At 42.9% G+C, this 22155-nt stretch carries 4 protein-coding genes; all 4 read right to left on the bottom strand.

Annotation, left to right across the window (positions count from 1 at the left end; all coding sequences use genetic code 11):
* Position 1 precedes the first annotated feature (1 nt).
* The 4 genes from S4054249_RS22525 to S4054249_RS22510 all read right to left on the bottom strand — a co-directional run bounded on the left by S4054249_RS22525 (position 2) and on the right by S4054249_RS22510 (position 22154).
* Complete coding sequence (locus tag S4054249_RS22525; protein WP_046356035.1) at positions 2-9811, bottom strand: non-ribosomal peptide synthetase; 9810 nt, start codon at positions 9809-9811, stop codon at positions 2-4.
* Positions 9808-13095, bottom strand: a complete 3288-nt coding sequence (locus S4054249_RS22520; RefSeq protein ID WP_046356034.1) for a type I polyketide synthase — start codon at positions 13093-13095, stop codon at positions 9808-9810. The genes S4054249_RS22525 and S4054249_RS22520 overlap by 4 nt, the downstream gene beginning before the upstream one ends.
* 304 nt (positions 13096-13399) lie before the next feature.
* Positions 13400-18934 (bottom strand): SDR family NAD(P)-dependent oxidoreductase, encoded by a 5535-nt coding sequence (locus S4054249_RS22515; protein WP_046356033.1) that lies wholly within the window; start codon positions 18932-18934, stop codon positions 13400-13402.
* On the bottom strand, positions 18915-22154 hold the full coding sequence (locus tag S4054249_RS22510; RefSeq protein ID WP_046356032.1) for a non-ribosomal peptide synthetase: 3240 nt from the start codon (positions 22152-22154) through the stop codon (positions 18915-18917). Before S4054249_RS22510 ends, S4054249_RS22515 begins: the two co-directional genes overlap by 20 nt.
* Position 22155 lies beyond the last annotated feature (1 nt).

The raw sequence follows: 22155 nt of genomic DNA, 5'->3' as shown, positions 1-22155 counted from the left end.
ACTACTCCTCCATCTGTGCCATAAGCGCATCAATTTCAGCTTCACTCAAGTCATCTAAGTTATCCAACACATCTTGAGTTGATAAGAATGACTGCAATAGTAGGGCCTGCTGACGTATGGATTGATTATGGAATAAACTCGCAATTTCAATCTCAACGTCAAACTGACGATAAATGCTTGCAACCAAACGAGTTGCCAACAAAGAGTTACCACCAATATCAAAGAAATTATCTGTAACACTTACTTTGTTAACTTGTAATAGCTCTTGCCAAATTTCAGCCAGTTGCAGCTCCACTTCTCCCTCTGGAGCAATGTAATCGCTAGTCGATACTGACGCCAGGTCTGGTTTTGGCAGTGCCTTACGGTCCAACTTACCATTGGCAGTCAATGGCAACACCGGTAGGAACATCAGCACGGCAGGTACCATGTAATCAGGTAAATTTTCAACCAAATGTGCCTTAATCACTTGATTAAGTTGAGACTCGTCAAACTCATGTTCATTACTGGTAACCAAGTAAGCAACAATATATTGAGGCTCATCTGTGACCATAATTAACACGTCTTTAACCAGTTCATGCTGACGCAAGCAATGTTCAATTTCACCCAATTCAACTCGGAAACCACGGATTTTTACTTGGTGGTCGATTCGACCAAGGAACTCCATCTGTCCTGGCATGCCGTGCTCATCAGCCATCAAGCGACCCATATCACCGGTCTTATACATGGTTGGATGACGATCTGCGTGGAAGGGATTTGGCAAGTATGATTGAGCCGTTTTTTCCGGATCTTGATAGTAGCTCTTAGCGACACCAACACCACCAATATACAGTTCACCCGCCACACCCAAAGGTACTGGCTGAAGGTGTTTGTCTAAAATATAAAAAGTATTGTTATCCAGCGGACGGCCATACGGTACACTCTTACGCTGACTCATATCCTCTGTAATGGGATAAAAGTTTGACCAAACTGTGCCTTCTGTTGCACCCCCCAATGAAATTACTTGCAGTCGATCGAAATGAGATTTCGCTTGCTGCGGCAGCGTAGTTGGGATCCAGTCCCCACTTAAAAACGCCAATCGCAACGAGTTATTGCTAAAGTCCATCTGAGTCAAGTCTATGTAATCAACTATCATTTTTAGCGTGCTTGGCACTGAATCCCAGTATGTAACCTGATGTTGATCGATCAAGTTTAATAACCGTTTAGGTTCCAGTTCATCACCGGACTTAGAGACTACCAACTTTGCACCAGCAGCCAATGCACCGAAAATATCATAAACAGATAAATCAAAGCCCACCGACGTAATACAAAGTACTGTATCTTCAGCGTCAATATTGAAGTTGCGATTAACCAAGGTGATTAAATTCACAGCAGAGTGATGTGCAATCTCCACCCCTTTTGGTTCTCCAGTTGAACCAGAGGTAAAAATCACATAAGCAGTATCATAAGCAGTTGCAGTAAAGGCATGATTAAAGTCTAAATCTGCTTTTTCTGTTGGCGATGAATCCACAGCCACAACTCGCTGAAAGTCAGTACTATTTTTCTGATCAGCAACGACTAATGCGATCCCAGCTTTTGCCACAATGCGTTGCTTTCGCTCCAGTGGATAATTAGGGTCTAACGGTACATAGGCAGCATTGGCTTTCAAAATACCGAGAAGTCCAATCACCATTTCCAGCGATCGTTCTACACATAGGCCTATAGGTTCCGCATGGCTTACCCCGTGCTCACGTAACACAGCAGCTAGTTGATTAGCGCGGCGATTTAACTCAGCATAAGTCAAGCTTTGCTGCTCAAAGACCACTGCAACAGCATCTGGAGTCAGTGCCGCCTGTTGTTCAAATGGCTGATGTAAACCTTGGTCTGCAGGGTAATCGACCTGAGTGTTGTTCCAGTCATTTACAATCAGCTCCTGCTCTGTCTCGGTAATCATTGGTAACTTGCTAACTTGGCAACTAGGGTCATTGACAACAGCCTCTAGCAATCGTTCAAAGTGACCTGACATACGCGCAATCGTTGTTTCTGTGAATAAATCAGCTGCAAATTCCCAGTACAAGGTAAGACCGTCACTACCCTCATTAACCGACAAGGTAATATCATATTTCGCATTAGCAATGTTTTCACTCGCTAAACTCAACTGCAAATCAGCTAAATCTAGCGATATCTCTTCATTGTTTTGCAATACCAACATAACTTGGAATAGCGGACTATGATTCAAGCTTCTCTTTGGATTTAATTCTTCAACTAAGTGATCAAATGATACCTGCTGATTTTGATAAGCATTTAATAAATCTTCGCGTGAACGCGCTAATAAATCGTGGAAACTAGGATCATCATGTAGCTCGGTACGTAAAACTAAGGTATTTACAAAAAACCCAACTAAATCAGAAACTTCAACTTGATCGCGATTGGCAACTGCAGTACCTACTACGATATCAGTTTCTCCCGAATGTCGACTTAACAAGCAAGCAAATACGCTGTTGAGCAACATAAACAAAGTCGCATCATTGGCAGCAGCTAGCTTGGTTAACCCTGCAAGTAATGATGGAGACAACTGGTGTTGATAATATGCACTTGCACCACCTACCGCTTTATTTCGTGCAAAATCCAATGGTAAATTGTGGACTGTTGGGATCCCATCTAAGCGCTGACGCCAGTAGTCAATTTGACCCTCTAACCTATCACCACTCAACCAAGTGTTTTGCCAATGAGCGTAGTCATAATACTGAATCGGTAACTCAGGTAATGGATTCGGCTTTTGCTCGCTATAAGCAGCGTACAACTGTGCTAGCTCTTTAACCATCACTCCTTGAGACCAACCATCAGATGCTATGTGATGCATGGTCACCAATAATACATATTCATCTTCTGTCAGTTGAATTAGACAGGCTCTGAGCATGAGGTCATCAGTGAGGTTGAAAGGACTTTGGCAAGATTGTTTACTGTGTCTTTCCAACTCAATTTCTCGCTCAGCAAGCGGTAAATGAGTAAGGTCGATACATTCGATCACAGAGTTAGGCACTGGGTGCAAAAAGATCTCAGCTTCGCCCAAACTGTTACGACGGTAACCTGTCCGTAACACTTGATGACGTTCAACAATGGTCAATAAACTCGTCGATAGTGCCTCTACATCCAGCTGCCCTTTCAGACGCAGCACAGAAGGCATATTGTACTGAGAATTATCAACTTGAATCTGATCAATTAGCCAAAGTCGCTGTTGCGCAAAAGACAGGTTGTCTTTGAGACCAACCGGCGCTTTTTCAATACGCCCTAAATTACTCTTCCCTTGATGTTCAATGTACTCAGCTAAGCTCTGAATCGTCTGATGGGCAAAAATATTTTTCACCGATAGCTCGACTGAAAACTCATGACTTGCCAATGTAGCCAAACGAGTTGCCAATAAAGAATGACCACCTAGCTCAAAAAAGTTGTCTAAAACGCCAATCTGCTCTCGATTCAAAAGTTGTTGCCACAAATCACATAAAGCTTGCTCAAGTTGAGAACTAGGTGCTTGGTAATGCGCTTGCTTAACCATAAGCTCAGCAGGACGAACTAATTGTTTTCGATCAAACTTACCATTGCTATTCGTCGGTAAGCTTTCCATCAATTCTATGCTGTCGGGGATCATATATTTGGGCAAAGCTCCACCCGCAGTTTGATAGAACTCATCAAATAGCTGTTGTGCTGTCAATGATTCTTCACAAACAACATACGCCACCAAACAGTCTGGCGAACGCCAATAACTAACTAATGCTTCTTTGACCACAGGTAGTTGCTTAAACGCTGTTTCTATTTCCGCTAATTCAACTCGGAAACCTCGAATTTTTACCTGTGTATCTATACGCCCCAAAAACTCGAAACTACCATCTTCAAGCCAACGCACTAAATCGCCAGTTCGATAAACGCGTTCTCCGAGCCACTCAATATCGGTTGTAGCGTATTTTTCTGCCGTTAACTCTGGTCTGTTAAGATAACCGGCAGTTACCCCGGGACCTGAAATACAAAGCTCTCCAGGCACGTTCACAGGCAACAAGTTACCAGCTTGGTCCATTACCACCGTTTTGACATGTTTAATAGGATGACCAATGATTGACTTATTGTGCGCAGTTTCAAAGTCAGTCACCTTTCTCATAGTAGAAAAGACAGAACATTCAGTTGGACCGTAAATTTCGAATTTCTCAGCCTCAGGGAAGCTAGCATGCATGCGTATTAATAAATCTCTGGATACCTGCTCACCACCCGTTGCCAAAATTTGGAGCTTAGGTAAAAACTGTTCAGAATCATCCAGCTGATCTTTGTAATACAACACCTCACTCATCAATGATGGTACTGCATGTAACAAGGTACAGTCTTTTAAAGACTGACCGAACAATTCCATATCCATAACTTCATCAGGGTGAACAAGTCTTACTGACGCTCCATGACACAATGGCATTAAAATCTCAGCTATAGATAAATCAAAGCTTAGTGAGCCCAAGGCAGCGCCTTGAGTTCCGGGCTTAAATTTCAACAGCTTATTCGCTTCCATACACAATGAAATAACATTACTGTGTGTGGCCATTACCCCTTTTGGCTTTCCTGTAGAGCCAGAAGTGTAAATGATGTAAGCAACCAGATTACTATCAGCTAAGGTTGGTAGATTATGATCGTCAAATTCAGATAGTTCTGGATATTTATCTACTAAAATAACTCCGCCACATTCTGGCAGTCGCTCTTCATGACGAGATAAGCTAAGTAACAGCTCAATGTTGGCGTCTTGAATAATATACTCAACTCGCTCTTTTGGATTAACAGGGTCTATAGGCACATACACTGCACCCAGCTTCATAAGTGCCCATATAGTGGTAACAGCTTCATTGGACCTCTCCATGAAACATCCAATATGATCACCTTGAGAGACCCCCTCAGCACTGAGCGCTCTTGCCAACTGATTCGCCTTTTGGTTGAGTTGCTCATAAGTTAACTGCTCATTCGCGCAACTCACCGCTAAAGCTTGTGGGAAAGATTGTGCTTGGTTTTCAAATACCTGATGCAAATGTTCGTAGTCATATTTAATATATTGAGTGACATTCCACTGCTTCGAAATAAGCTCAAGTTCGTCATCAGCCAACATATCAGCTGCTGACAACTGACGGTCTGGTTGCTCCGTTACTGATTGCAATAGCCTAACCAATTGACTATTCATTCGCTCGATTGTCGACTGCTTGAATAAAGCTACTGGATAATCCCACTCAAAGACCAAACCATCAGAAGACTCCAATACATTTAAACATAAGTCGTTCTTCACAATCAGGTGGTCTGACTCCAATTCATTAAACACACAACCGTTAAGCTGTACATCTGCAGCGTCATTGTTTTGTAAAGCCAACATAACTTGATAAATTGGACTGAAGTTGCTGTGACGCTCTGGCGCAAGCTCATCAACTAATGCATCAAACGGTAATTGCTGATGTTGATATGCGGCTAGTGAATACTCTTTGCTTTGCTTCAATAAGTCATTGAAACTAATATCCGCAGAGAATTTTAATCTCATGGCTAGCATATTAATAAATACACCTACCACATTTTCAATTTCATGACGCTCACGATTGGCAATTGGACTACCAACCACAATATCATCTGAATCTGAGTAACACTTTAAGAGGTACGATAAAGCACTGTGCAATACCATATACAGAGTGACGTTTTTATTGAGTGCTAATCGCTGTACAGCTTGGCTAGAAGACAAATCTAATTGGTAGCGAAAACGTTTACCACGAAAATCAGGCTCAGTTGATCGAGTATAATCTGTCGGTAAACTTAAACATTCAGGGATCCCATCAAGTGCATCGCGCCAAAAATCTAATAGACGTTCACTGCGGCCTTGCTCCAGCCAATTTCGCTGCCATCGGGCATAGTTATTGTAGCTAGTCAATAAAGGCGGAAGTTTAGGCTCTCTTTGCTCAGTTAAGGCATTGTAAACCTCAGCAAGATCACGGTTTAGAATAGCAAAAGACCACCCATCAAATGCAATGTGATGAATAGTCAATATTAGCACCCAATGCTGCTCACTCATTTTAGCTAAACCAGCGCGCACCATCATATCTTTTGTTAAATCAAAAGGCTGATCTTGTTCTAAAGTAATTAACTGTTCCAGTTGGCTTTGGCGCTCAGCAGCACTAACAAGACTCAAATCAAATTGCTTCAAAGTAAAGGGAGCAAATTGTTTCAATTCCGGCTGACATTCACCACTGGCTGTAGTCGTGTACACAGTCGTCAAGATCGGGTGACGTTCAATCACGATATTGAAAGCTTGAGTAAGCTTCTCAATGTCCAAGTCTCCACGCATGTGGTAAGCACCAAACATATTGTACTGCGTACTATTAGGCTCCATTTGCGCTGCCAACCAGAAACGCTGCTGAGAATAAGACAGTACAGGTTGTTCATTGTCGTTGGTAAGGCTTAAAACCAAATCATCACACCCTTCTGAATTGTCAATAAATTCAGCGAGCGCAAACAAAGTCTGATGTTCAAAAATGTTGCCGATTGATACTTCAACCTGCAGCTTTTCTCTGATGTGGTTCACTAACTTAGTTGCTAATAATGAATGCCCACCAATGTCAAAGAAATTATCGTTTCGCCCAACTTGAGTAACCGACAGTAATTGCTGCCAAACACTAGCGAGTACCTTCTCAGTTTCACTAACAGGCTCCACATATTCAACTTTTTCAAGTTGTGATAAATCAACAGCTGGTAATGCTTTCTTATCAACTTTGCCATTGCTTGTCAGTGGTAGTTTATCCATCGCAACTAGCCCAGCAGGTATCATATAACTGGGAAGTAGTTGGGTTAACTGCTGCTTTAACTGTGTTAAAGAGGTCACAACAGAACCATCGATCACAACATATCCAATCAGAATTTGTTGCTCAGGCTCTAAAATAACCACAGCATCACTCACGCCAGCTTGTTGTATGAGTGCCGTTTCGATTTCACCCAATTCAACGCGAAACCCTCGTAACTTCACTTGTTGATCGCCACGACCAAAGTATTCCAACGCTCCATCTTGAGTCCAGCGCACCAGATCTCCGGTACGATATAAGCGCTGTCCATCAGACTCAGAAAAAGGATCCGCAATAAACTTTTGTTCTGTCAGCTCAGGGTTATATAAATAGCCTTGTGCCACACCAGCACCACCACAATACAACTCACCCACAACACCAACAGGCACAGGTTGTAATTTTTCATCAAGTACATAACAACTGACATTGGTAATGGGCTTACCGATAGCGGGTATCTCCGGCCAAGTGTCTGCATCACCTGTCAACTGATGCGAAGTAACAACTTGCGTTTCGGAAGGTCCAAAGTAATTAAGTAGCTCAGCCTTAGTCCAGTGATTAAACAATTCTCGAATATCATCTGTGATCTTGAGCTGCTCAGCGGTAGAAATAATTACATTAACATCATCAAGTTTCTGCTCAGAAGAAATCGTATGGTGCGCAAATGCCTGCAACATTGAGTAAGGCAAGTGGAGCACTGAAATACGCTGTTCAACAATGAGTTGGCTCAAGCTAACCACATCATGCTGCTGATGCTGCTCAATCGCGATCAACTCTCCACCACTTAACCATGCCAAAAAGATATCAGTAAAACTAATATCGAAACCAATCGAAGCAAATTGCAACACTCGAGCGGGCTGTGCAAGCGTTGGACAATCTAGCTTAACCGCAGCAATCAAGTTAGTGAGTGGCGCATGATTCATTGCGATGGCTTTGGGTTCACCTGTTGAACCAGAAGTTGTCAATACGTACGCTAAATCTTGTGACGAAAATGGCAAGTTTAACTGGCTAGCATCCACATCAGACCAATCTACATTGGTGATATTCAATTGCTGTTGCTCCTCAGCAATTAAGGAAGCCGTGATTTGATCACATAACACGATATTTGGTTTGATCACTGACAGGCGTTTCGCTACCACTTCTGCAGGGAAACTGGCATCGAGAGGTACATACGCTGCACCAGCTTTTAAGATTGCCAGTAGTCCAACATATAAATCTACGCCGCGTGGTAAACAAAGACCAACCAACTGGTTTCGCTCAACACCATGCTTTCGCAATACACGCGCCAACTGATTCGCTCGTAAATCTAGTTCACGATAACTCATCACTGTTTGCTGAAAGCGAATGGCGACTGCATCAGGCGTTAACTGCGCTTGCTGCTCAAACAACCCATGCAAACTTTGCTCCACAGGTGTTTCGGCAGTTCTGTAGCTCCAATCACCCAATAGCAAGTTCTTTTCAGTTTGATTTAGCAAGCAAATATCTGCGATCTGCACATCACTATCAGCTATCACTTCGGCTACTAAGCGATCAAATAGTTGGCTTAAATGCGCTATCCGCTGACGGGAGAAAATATCGCTGTTATATTCCCAGTTTAAGCGCAGCGCCTTACCGTCTTCCTGAATATTCAAAGTGAGGTCAAACTTTGCGCTGCTATTTTCTTGATAAAAACTATTCAAGGTGAGCCCAGGTAAACTCAAAGCACCACCTTGGTTATTTTGCAATACCAACATAACCTGAAACAGCGGACTATGGCTCAAGCTACGCTCTGGCTGCAAGTGCTCAACTAGTACCTCCAGTGGCATGGCTTGGTGGCGAAATGCTTGCAATAAATATTGTTTCGCCTGGCGCACGATCTCGTTGAAGCTGATATCACTCGAAAAGTCATTACGCAACACGACAGAATTAGCAAATAACCCAACTAAAGATGACAACCCTGAGTGCTCACGGTTTTCTACCGGTGTTCCCATGACGATATCAGACTCACCAGAGTAGCGATGTAACAGAGTGGCAAAAGCTGCTTGCAATACCATAAATAAGGTCGCGTTTTGATCACGAGCAATCGCCTCAAGACCCGCTACCGTCTGCTCGGAAAAATGAGAAGACACAGTATCGCCAGCAAAAGTCTGTCGTATTGGTCTCGGATAGTCTGTACCAATACTATGTAAAACTGGAATATTTTTTAGCTTTTCTTGCCAAAATGATAGTAGCTCAGGGCCTTCTTGCTCGAACCAATCAAGCTGCCAACTTGCATAGTCAGCATATTGGATTGGTTGAGGCGCCAACTCAGCTGTTTTACCTTGACTAAATGCCTGATACAAAGCACTCAATTCAAAAGTCAGTACCGCTAATGACCCACCATCAGCAGCAATATGGTGGATACAAATAAACAGTTGGTAAACTTGTTCCTCAGTTTGAACTAATTGACCACGGATCATTAAGTCTTGTGTTAAATCAAAAGGCTGCTGTGTTACCTCTTGGCGAATACTCTGACAACGCTGTTGTTGCGCATCAGCTTGAAGTTCGCGTAAGTCTTGGTATTTCAATTCTAAATCAGCTTGAGGCATAATTTGCTGATAAGCGCCCTCGTCATCGCTGAGATAACAAGTGCGCAGAATTTCATGGCGCATCACCAATGCTTGCAACGATTGCTGCAAGGCATCAATATTTAGTTCACCTTTGATTTCAATAGTAATTGGAACATTGTAATGACTGCCTTGATCAGACAACTGATCAATAAACCATAAAGCCTGTTGAAAAAAGCTTAACGGCAACCTTTGATCGCGATCAATTGCAGCAACCTCTTTGAGATGACGTTGGTTTTGACTAACCTGCTGTTGTTGGAAAAACTCGACCAAAGCCAGTTTATTTTCTTTAAGCAGAGCTTGGATTTCAGCAGTCATAGCGCCCTTAGGCGCTTTTATTTTGAGGGAGTCATCAGCATAACTAAGCTGAATTCCCTGCTTTCGTAAAGTGTTTAATATCGACAGCGGGCTCATAGTGTGAACTCCTCGATATCATCACTTTGTGCATCAGTCTCTTCCTGCTGTTGTTCATTTTGCTTCAACCAAATCTTAGTTTCTATTAAGTCACATAGCAGTTCAACTGTTGGCAACTCTAATAACTCAACCAGAGGGACTTCAAAATCAAAACGCGTACGTAACTTAGTTACCAAGGTTGCTGCAAGTAGTGAGTTACCGCCAATATCAAAGAAATTATCATGGATCCCGATCGTATTGATCCCCAATATTTGTTGCCAATGTTCGGTAATCTCCTTCTGCAACTCGGTAGTCGGAGCAACATAAGGCGTCGTAATATTAGGACGATCCGTTAAGCTTTGATTTAATGTAGAGTCAGCATGTTCAGCACTGCCATGACCATAAACACCTACAGGCGACACATTAACTTCGAGCTTATTTGTGTCTAAATACTCGGCACATAACTGCTGAATACGCTGACGCAGTTCGAGCATGTTTTGTACCGCTTGTACCCCTTCCGCTTCAGTTTGCTCATCGTTAAAGTTCAACTTAACATCAAACTTACACTCATCTAATGATGCCAATTCTTCTGATGCTGTTTGCTCCAGCTGCTGACTATCAACAAATTGGTGTTTAGGCTTTTGCAAGAAGTCACCATCACGTACCTCTTCAATCCAATAACGCTGGCGCTCAAATGGATAAGTCGGTAGTTCAAGACGCAGTCGTTTTTGTGTCTCGTAGTAGCTGCTCCAACTGACATTAGTCCCAGCAAGCCATAAATTTGCAACCGCCTTAGTCAACTGCTGCTCAGCCTGTGAAGCTTGTTTAGCAACAGGTAAAGAGCTCACCATACGTAAACTGCTGGCTGCCGAGTGACGCTTAGCAAGCTGCTGTAAACTTTGACCAGGTCCTACTTCCAACAATAAACGCTCTTCATCTTCTGCCAAGACCGTTAGTCCACCTGCAAATTGTACTGGTTGACGTAAGTGATCTACCCAGTAATTTACATCAGTTGCTTGCTCAGCAGTGATCCAATCACCCGTTACATTAGAGATGAAAGGGATCGTCAATTCAGCAAATTCGATTTGCTCTAAACATGCTGTAAACTCAGCCAACGCTGGGTCCATCATACCTGAATGGAAACCATGCGATGTACGTAAACGTTTTGCTTCAATACCCTGTTTTGCTAATTTAGCCTCTAGCTGTTCAATGGCAGCCTCTGTACCTGATACCACAGATAGGCCATCACTGTTCTCAGCTGCTAGCCAAAGATCATCTGAAAGTTGTTCTGTTACCTCAGAAGCTGCTAGGTTAACTGAAAGCATAGCGCCAGGAGCCATTGCGTTCATTAACTGACCGCGTTTAACTACGATATTTAGCGCGTCATTTAAACTAAATACACCAGATAGGCAAGCCGCGACATATTCGCCGATTGAATGCCCCATCATTGCTTCAGGTTCGATACCCCAGTGTTGCCATAATTTAGCCAGTGCGTATTCAATGACAAACAAGGCCGGTTGTGTGAACTGAGTCTGACTTAACTTTTCCTCTACTAGTGCTTTATCGTCGCCAAAAATCACGTTACGAATATCTTCGCCCAAAATAGGCAGTAATATTTCGGCACAGTTATCAACATATTCAGCAAATACAACCTCAGTTTGATACAAGCTCTTTGCCATATCTGGATATTGAGAACCTTGGCCCGGGAATAAGAATACAACAGCTCGATCTGTGCTCTTCTGCTGACTGACAAATACACCATCAAAGCTCTCACCACGTAACTGTGATAACAACTGTTCCTCATTTGAGGAAACGAAACCTTGACGATGTTCAAAGTCATTACGACCAACCTGTAATGTGTATGCAACGTCAGCTAGTGACACCCCTGGATTATTAGAAATAAACTCAGCTAAGTTTTTCTTCATAGTGTCCAAAGCAGTATCTGTTTTGGCTGAAAGCGGGAAAAATAGCGCTGAACGACCTTGATCGCCCTCTTCAACTACTGGCGCTTCTTCCAATACAATATGCGCGTTAGTACCACCGATACCGAATGAACTTACTCCAGCTCGCAATGGATAACCCATTCTGCTTTCCCACTCACGTAGCTCAGTATTAACAAAAAACGGGCTATTTTCGAAGTCGATCTTAGGATTAGGTCGTTCAAAGTTTAAGCTTGCAGGGATCTGTCTGTGTTGCAAAGCCAGTACCGTTTTAATAACACTAGCTACACCACCCGCAGTTACTAAATGGCCTATGTTGGTTTTAACTGATCCCAGAGCACAGAACCCAGTCTCTTCTGTTTGACGTTGGAATGATTTAGTCAAACCAGAAACCTCAATCGGATCACCTAAGTTAGTACCTGTACCATGAGCTTCAATGTAAGTGACTGATTCAGGCTCTACTCCTGCCATTTCTTGTGCTGCTGTGATAACAGAAGCTTGTCCCTCTGCACTTGGTGCTGTATAACTTGCTTTATCACTGCCATCATTGTTAATGGCAGTTCCTTTGATCACCGCCAGAATGTTGTCGCCGTCTTCTACAGCTTCTTCCAAGCGCTTCAATACTAAAACACCTAGACCACTGCCACTTACAGTACCGGCAGCTCGTTCGTCAAATGCGCGACAATGTCCATCTGGCGCACCAATATTGCCTTCCTGATAAAAGAAAGCTTCATTACGCGTAATTTGGAATGAAACACCACCAGCAATCGATAAATCCGTTTGAAAGTTAAGCAAGGATTCTACTGCTAAATGAATCGCTACGGCAGATGAAGAACAAAGAGTATTCACGTTGACACTCGGGCCGGTTAATCCCATTTGATAAGATACTTTGGTTGATAAGAAATCTTTATCGTTTGCCAGCATAGTCTTGAATGTACCAACACGTTCGATGAGGCCGCGATTAGATTTAAGGTTTCTCATCATATAACCGCTCAATGCAGTACCAGCATATACGCCGACTACACCGTCATACTTTTCTGGTGCGTAACCCGCTTTCTCCATTACTTCCCAGCTTGCTTCCAAGAACAAGCGCTGTTGCGGATCTGTAATTTCTGCTTCTCGTGGTGAAATGTTGAAAAAACGAGCGTCAAACTGGTCCAAATCATCTAACACAGCATCGGCTGCGACAAATTTAGGGTTGTCTAACAAATGCTCATCAATACCCATTCCTTTCAATTCTTCATGATCGAAAAACTTTACTGACTCCACACCCTGTGACAAATTTTGCCAAAAATCTTCCACAGACTCTGCACCGGGAAATCGTCCAGTCATCGCAATTACCGCAATATCGTTACTTGCTTCCATAATCTATTTCCTTATCAATATTTTTATTTTTATGATTAATGATTAATTTGTATTTGTTATTTATTTTTTAACCGCGGCTTGGGCGGTGCGACGTGCAATGGCTAACCATTGCAATTACCGTAATTTCGTTGCTCACTTGTGCAATTTATTTCCTTATCAATATTTGTATGAGTAATTTTATTTTTATATCCGCGACCTGGGCAGACGCGATAAGCGATGGCGAACCATCGCTATTACCGTAATATCGCTATGTTTCTACAATCTATTTCCTTTTAAATATTCTTATGATTAATTTTGTTTCTGTTTAACCACGACCTGGACGGCGCGACGGGCGGCGACGAGCCATTGCAGACTTTTGTTTTTCAACTCGAGATACAGCTCGTTTTACAGCATTATCTTTAGGCTTATCCGACTCATTACTCAGAACAACAGCTAACTTTTTAATCGTTGTAAGTTCATACAAGTCAGTCATAGCAACCTTTTGCGTAAAACTATCTTGAAGTTTTTTATGGAACTGAACTAAGAGTAACGAATCACCGCCAAGCTCGAAGAAATCGTCTTGAACACCCACTGTTTCTAACGCCATTATCTCTTGCAATATTCCGGCTAATTTAATTTCAACTTCAGTCTTTGGCTTAACATATGCGACATCAAGTTCAGGTCGAGGTGATTTCTTCGCTTTCTTTTCCGTTTGAACTTTTAGGAAGTCATCATACTGATCAATGCGGTGATTAATATTTCCTTCGGACACGACTATACTGGCACTATCAAGTTTCATCACTTGATCAAATGCAGCTAACGCAGCAGCATTGGTCAAGCCATCCCCACGTAATGCATCAAGCGCTGAGCTTTTACCTTCTGTTGGCTGCTTGTGAGACAAAGAACGATCGATACTAGATTGATCTACTTCCCGCAAAGTAAAGCGTTTCACCTCTACCAAAACTCGCCCTGTACTGTCTAACAAGGTCACATCAAAGCTCTGTACACCTTTTTGGTTGTTGACTTGCGATGAAACCAAGCTTGCATGGCTATAAACAGTGTCTGGCAGCGTGTGATACACTCGCATTTCATCATACGACAATGGCAAAAACACGCCTTCATAATGGAATGGACGCAAAAATGCAGTCGCACAGTCAAGTAACGCAGGATGTAGTGGAACTTGAGTGAAATCAGCTGCAAACTTCTCAGGCAGTGATAGCTTGGCAATACCTTGTTTATCTCCCAAACGGATCCAGTCCAAATTCTGCCAACGCTCACCAAATTCCACTAACTCAAATTGAGCTTCACCATCTTCCTTAGTAGTGATCTTACCCAAGTGTGCTATTTCTTCTGGATTATCGATAATGCGTTCATCACAAGAATCAATCAACTGTTGTAAATTAACAGTCGACGCTGATGGCTGTGATTGAACTACAACACGGCCCTTAGCATGTTCATGTTCTTCCGAACGTACGACAAAGTCATAACCTTCAGCAGTTTGAGTTAACTGAGTGGTCACTTGGGCGTGTTCCCCTTGATTCAGAGCCAAAGGAGATAAGAATGCAATGTCTTTAAAGCTAAACTGTTGGATATTAGCTGCACGATCTAGTGCCATCGTCACCATGTTTAAGTAACTAGTACCAGGCAATGTTGGTACACCAAGAATCCAGTGTTCGCTCAATGCCCATTGCGTTTCTACGCGATAAGTTTGACTAAACGCAATATCATCAGATTCAACAGCTTGCCCTAAACAGTCAAGGTCTACTTTTATGCCTTTACTTGGATCAGCTGCCATCCCTACTTCTTGCCAGTTATCCCAGTTAATCGAGATCACACGGGTATCACTATTTAAAGACTTAGCTTGAGCAAATGCATCCAAATAAGCATTGGCTGCACTATAGTCAACTTGGCCAAAACCACCCAAAATTGCGGTCACTGATGAGCAAAGCACCATAAAATCAAGAGATTGGTCAGTAAATGCTTCTAGTAATAACTCAGTACCTTGTACTTTAGCCGCTAAAATTGCTTCCATGTCTGATTTCTGCTTGCGCATTAGCGCACCACCACCAGGTAATCCGGCAGCATGAACGATACCATCCACTGAACCAAATTTAGCTTTCACCTCAGCACGTAATCTATAAATATCTTCACTGTTGGTCACATCAGCGCGCAGTACAGTTACAGTAGAGCCATTCTTCTTCATCGCCTCTATAGAGGCAATTGCAGCTAAATACTCAGGTCTAGCATCTGTCGATTCTATATAACTTTGATATTCATTCGCCTCAGGGAAGCTGCGGCGAGTTACTAACACTAAGTTGACAGGCTGTTGGTGTGCAAAATGACTTGCAAGGGTTAAACCAATTCCGCCAAGACCACCGGTGATAACATAAGTTCCTTTAGGCTTAATGTAACCTTCGAGCGTTAATAGATCTGGAGATTGAGCACTTAGGTAATCCAATTGCCAACGTTTAGCTGCACGAAATGCAACTTGTTGCGCAAGTTCACCTGCCTCATTCGAAGCAAAAAGCTGTAATTCACGGCATAATTGAGCAGACTCTAAACGATGTGCACGCTCAGATGATGATGCACCGAAATCGATGGCTCTGGTTTTAATATTAGCAAATTCGTGAGCGATAACTCGCAACGGCCCTTGCACTAAAGCCTTCATAGGATCGACAGCTTCGGAACCCGAAATATTAAAACGCTGTCGAGTTGTCAAGGTTAGCGTCAAAGCTGCGTTACCTAGCTTTTCTGCAACTGTCTGAGCTAAGAATACAATACTATAAAAATTGTTATCTAGTTGTTGTTCAGCAGAAACACTAGTTTGGTCATCCAAAGCCCAACCATGGATCAGTGTATCGGGGATCTTATCCAATCGAACTAATTCATCAATTAAGAGCTCAAAATCTCTATGCACGGCTGGGTTTACACAATAGTGGTCCGGTGCTAATCGCTCAAACGCGCTGCCCTGTACTACAGTAATTACGGTTTTATCTTGCTGTTGACACAACTGATTTGCGGCACTTTCGACCACACCCTGCTCGTCAACAAAAGCAAGAGCCACATTACTAGTAGACTCAGTCTGTTCGGCTGGCACAACATGATTATCAAGAGGCGCTAAACGCCATTCAGGCTGGTATAAATTAACTTCCTCAGACGATGGTTCTGGTTTTGAATCAGCAACCAATGACTCTACAGGTTCAGGCAAAAATTCGGTTGGAGCAAATGCATAACCCGGTAGTGGTAAACGACGTTTCACAGATGCTGTAAATAACGGTTTGAAATCAACTGCAACGCCCTTCAAGTGCAGACGGCCCAAGCACTGTAAAAACTTATAGGTATCATTATGTTGGTCTTTAATATGACGAAGCGCATTGACAACCAAATGCTGAGCATCTTTGGATTCATGTTGTTTTGCAAAGGTTGATAAAGCTCGCCCTGGACCAACTTCGATTAAAATGGCTTCAGGGTTTGTTAAAACATTTGTTAAAGCGTCATTAAATCGTACACAGCCACGCAAATGCTGAACCCAATAGTTAGTAGACTGAACTTGTTCAGCTGTAACGAGTTCACCTGTGACGTTAGAATAATATGGAATTGTCGGCGAGTTGAATTTCACTTGAGCAAGAGTTTGCTCAAACTCAGCCAATATAGGCTCCATAAGATAACTGTGATAGCCATTAGACACTTTCAATCGCGTACAACTGACATCTTGATTTTGAAGCGCTTGCTCAAACTTTTCAATGGCGTCCGCATTACCTGACACCACACATTGTTTAGAACTATTCACAGCAGCTAAACTCAATGCTGGAGTTAATAGCTCCGTAATTTTCGCTTCACCTAGAGCAACTGAAAGCATTGCACCAGTTTCAGTAGAAGCCATCAAACGACCGCGCTCAACGACTAAAGCAATGGCATCTTCTACTTTAATGACACCAGATAGGCATGCCGCGACGTACTCGCCGAGACTGTGACCTACCATCACATCAGGTTTAACACCAAATGACATGAGTAATTTAGCTGTAGCGTATTCAACCATAAATAACAAAGGCTGAGTAATATCGGTGCGATTTATCAAAGCTTCACGCTCCGCCGAGTGCTGACTGTCAAACAGTAAAACCTCAAGCGAAACAGACATCTTCTCCTGCGCCAACTTTAATAGCGGGTCTAATTCAGCTTTAAAAACAGGGTAATCTAAGTACAACTGTTGTGCCATACCAAGAAACTGTGAACCCTGACCTGAGAACATAAAGACATTAGACAGATGGCCATTACTTGCTTTACTCGATAGCACTGCGCCAGAATCGTCATCAAGTAATTGCAGCAGCTCTTCTCTATTTTGCGCTACTAGCATACGACGATATTCGTGATGATCACGTCCTTGCAATAAAGTATGAGCTATTTGTTCGATAGAAGTTGTAGGATGCGCTTTCAAGAACTGTTTGAGCTCTTCCTGCCAACTTTGAGCAGATTGCTCAGTCTTCGCTGACCATGTAAATACTAATGGCTTGCTAACCGGTTGCGACGCCAGCTCTGGTTGCTGATACTGCTCTAGAATCATATGAGCATTCGTACCACCGATACCAAACGAACTCACTGCTGCACGCAATGGCATATCGCTCTGCCAGTCAGCCAGTTGTTGGTTTACTCGAAACGGAGAGTTTGATAGGTCCGTTTTCGGGTTTTGTTGCTGGAAATTCAAACTTGCTGGTAACTTTTCATTCTGCAAAGCCTTAACGACCTTGATCAAACCCGCAATACCCGCTGCCGCATCGAGGTGACCGATATTCGTTTTTACTGAGCCAATAGCAACGGATTGTGGCGGTAAATCTCCATACACTTTTTTCAAAGCTGCAATTTCAATAGGATCACCAAGTGGTGTACCAGTACCATGCGCTTCAATATACGAAACAGTACTTGGCTCCACATCGGCAAATTGCAACGCTGAGCGGATCACTCTAGCCTGACCTTCAACACTAGGCGCCGTATAGCCTATTTTGCTATTACCATCATTATTAATTGCACTTCCTTTAATAACAGCCAAGATGTTGTCGCCATGCTTTACAGCATCTTCTAAACGCTTTAACACAACCAAACCCATACCATCGCTAGGTACAGTGCCTTGAGCTTCAGCATCAAACGCTCGACAATGGCCGTCTGGCGATAGGATCATGCCTTCTTGGTATCGGTATCCACCCACGTCTGCTCGGCCATTAATATGGCTGGTATGCACCGCAATACCACCAGCTAAAGCCATATCGCATTCACCAGCCAATAAGCCTGATACAGCATGGTGCACAGCAACTAACGAAGTAGAGCATGCTGTTTGCACAGTTACTGCGGGACCTTTCAAATTTAACTTATAAGCCGCTCGAGTAGCCAAGAACTCACGACCATTAAGACTACTAACCTCGTAATTTTCGGCAAAACTACGACTTATTTTAGCAAGGTGGCGTGCCATCCAGAAAGGGTTGTTACCCGCGCCAGCATATACACCCACCAAAGAGGGGCAATTCTCTGGAGCATACCCAGCATTTTCCAGCGCATGATAGGCAAGTTGGTGAAATGCACGAACTTGCGGATCCATCATTTCAGACTCGCGGGCACTATAACCAAAGAAGCTAGGGTCAAACTGGTATACATTTTCAACGACACCTTTTGCCGGAACAAAATCTGGGTGATCAACATTTTCTGCTGTCAGTCCTGCTTCCAGCAAAGTATCGCGATCAAAACGGCTGATACAATCGCGCTGCTCTACTAAGTTATCCCAAAATTGCTCTACATTATTTGCTTGAGGAAAGCGTCCACTCATGCCAACAATGGCAACTTCAAGCCCTGTTTCAACATATGAATTCTTCATTATTTCTCCGTTTTCTTCCCTGCATTATTCTTCTTTTTCCAGCGTATACCTCTACACTGCGGTCTTCTTCTATAACTTCATTTTCATTTGTAAGATAACGAGCTAGTGCTCTAATACTGGTATGCTCAAATAAATTAACTGTATCTAATTTACGGCCTAACCTTTGCTCTATCATCTTGCTGGCACGCATCACATCCAAAGATGAGGCGCCTAGCTCAAATAGATTTTGCTCAACACTCAGCTGCTGTACAGACAACAATTCCTGCCAAACCGATAAGATTTCCTGCTCTACCTTACTATTAGGCAATTGTATTTCACCTAATTCAACAACAGGCATCACAGCCTTAGGTAAGGCATTACGGTCTTTTTTGCCATTCGGGGTCATCGGAAAATGTTCAAGAGGCACAAAAACTGATGGCATCATGTACTGTGGCAGTAACCGTGATAAAAACTGTTTTAAATCAGATACATAAACCGAACTTGCGGTCGTGTAATACGCAGCAATAAAGTCGCTTTTTTCGCTGTTATCGTCATGGCTTTGAATCGTGACACAGCTATCTTCAATTTGCTCAAAACGAACTAACGCGGCTTCAATATCACCTAACTCAATGCGGTAACCGCGAAACTTAACTTGATTATCGCTACGCCCATGATGAATTAAATGACCCGCGTCACTATAGCTAGCCAAATCTCCTGTATCGTAAATGCGAGTTGTAAGACCCTCACGAGTCTGCCAGTCAAAAAACTTAGCAGCTGTTTGTGCGCTATCATTTAAATAGCCATCAGCCAAACCGCTGCCCGCGATAAACAATCGACCTTTTTCACCATAAGGAACTTGTCGTAGTTGATCGTCTAACAAATACACCTGTGTATTTGCAATTGGATGACCTATTGTGATCTGATTGTGATTGGTGACTTGGCTAATAGTCGACCAAATTGTCGTTTCAGTCGGCCCGTACATATTCCAAACTTCAGATGAACGTTCAAGTAATTGTTGTGCCAAGCTACTAGGTAGTGCTTCGCCGCCACACAAAACTTTGAGCTGTAATTGTTCAGGCCAACCGGCCTCTAACATTAACTGCCAACTGATCGGGGTTGCTTGCATTACTGTGACTCTATGCTGTAATGCCTGCTGCACAAGCTGTTGCCCATCACGGGCAGCCTCAGCAGTGGCCAACACCAAAGACCCCCCGCAAAGCAACGGCAAATACAATTCCAAACCCGCAATATCAAAAGACACCGTCGTTACCGCCAAAAGTCGATCACTAGCAGTAAAGCCGGGCTTTTTCGCCATACTCAATAAAAAGTTGAGCAAGGCTCCATGACTCACGGCTACGCCTTTTGGAATGCCTGTTGACCCTGAAGTGAATAGCACATAAGCACACTGTTGAGCTGTTAAATTCAGATCAAGATTCTCAGTTGGCATTATTTGATAATCTTGCATCAACGTCTCTAATGAGAGCCAGCTACTATCAACTTGATTGTCGGAAAGTTGCTTTAATTCTATGGCCAGTGACTCTGTACTGATCACAGTACCCGGTTTCGAATGCTGCAGCATCAACTGCAAACGCGATACCGGGAAGCTCGGATCCATAGGAATATAAGTTGCCCCCAATTTCATTACCGCCAACAGCACAACTAACAACTCTGCACGACGCGGTAAACACACAGCAACCATATCACCCGCTTCAACGCCAGTAGCTCGTAAAACCTGAGCGTACTGATTCGCCAAACTATTGAGTTCACTGTAGGTGTAAAGCTGATTTTGATAGCAGCACGCAGTTTGCAAAGGGGTACGTTCAACCTGCTGTTCAAAGGCCTCAACAAAATGATTGACTGGCCACGATTTTTCCGTGGTATTCCACTGGTCAAGCTGATTTAACTCATATGAGCTTATCAAATCTAAGTCAGCAATCGGTAACTGAGGTTGTTGAACCATTTGCTCAACAATATCAGACCAGCGATGCAACATAGCCTCAGCTTTGCTGTGGTTAAAGTAGCTCAAGTTATAATCAATCTGTAATTCAACGTCTTGATGAGAGCCATAATCACACACAGTAAACGTCAAAGGGATTTGCTCAAACCCATTACTCAAGTAATGAGTCGATGTTGTCACCCCTTCAACCGACACTTCATAATCTAGCTTCTGGTAGTTAAAGCTAATGTCGAACAATCGAGATTGGCCCTGCTGACGCAAGCTCAAATCCTGATGCAATTGACCTAAAGGGTAACGTTGGTGGCGAAATTCAGACTTTTGCCTTTTGGCAATCAAGCTGATTAACTCTTCAACTGTTACATCCACTGCAGCAGATAGTTTTGAAGGGTACACACTTAATGCAGAACCTATGGTTTGCTTAGCCGATGCGGTACGTCGGTTATGAGTCGGTAAAGAAAATACCAAGTCTTGCTGTTGGTGCACCCGACTAAAATAAACATATAAGGCGCCTAGATATAACTGAACAACACTCACACCATGAGCTGTGGCAAACTGTTTATGCTGTTCAAATACGGGGTAAGCTAACTTTTGCTCAACGCGTTTACTGCATTTTTGTTCAGCTTCACTCAAACGTAAACGTTCCTGAGGCTCTATTAGTAACGAGGGTAATTGGCTAAAAGATTCGACCCAAAACTCTTTGTCTTTAACAACACGTGTGCCTTGAATGTATTTATTTTCCTGAGCTAATAGCTCTACAAACGAGGGCATGAGTAACTCGGGCTCTTCCGAACGTAGTAGTTTACTGTAAATACTACACATCGATTTTACCCAATTCGAAAAGCCCCAACCATCTAACATCAAATGATGAGCGATACCATAATACCAACAACGTGTCGGTGATAACTGAATGAAACCACTTAAAAACATACCTTGAGTCAAGTCAAAGTTTGTCTGATACAGCTGATGAATGATCTCCCTTGCTGCTGCTTCAGGGTCCTCATGTTCACTGACATCGTGGATAACTACCGCTGCTGGTTCAGCATCACAACTCAGTGACAATGCTTCTGTATCTGAGTGGTTTAGTCGCAGTGAAAACGCATCTGCGTTTGTTACTAACAAATGATGTGCCTGTTGTAACAAATCGAGTTGATAACTCCCCTTAAAATCAACATATCCACCGATGTTGTACAAAGGAATATCTTTATGAATCGCTTGATCTAAATAAATATCAGTTTGCTGCGGTGACAACGGCGCTTTTTGTAAGGTTCTATGTTCAGCCATCATA

Source organism: Pseudoalteromonas luteoviolacea (assembly GCF_001750165.1).
Taxonomy (GTDB): domain Bacteria; phylum Pseudomonadota; class Gammaproteobacteria; order Enterobacterales; family Alteromonadaceae; genus Pseudoalteromonas; species Pseudoalteromonas luteoviolacea_G.
Note: the sequence above shows the minus strand (reverse complement) of the source record. Positions and strands in the feature narration are given on the sequence as shown.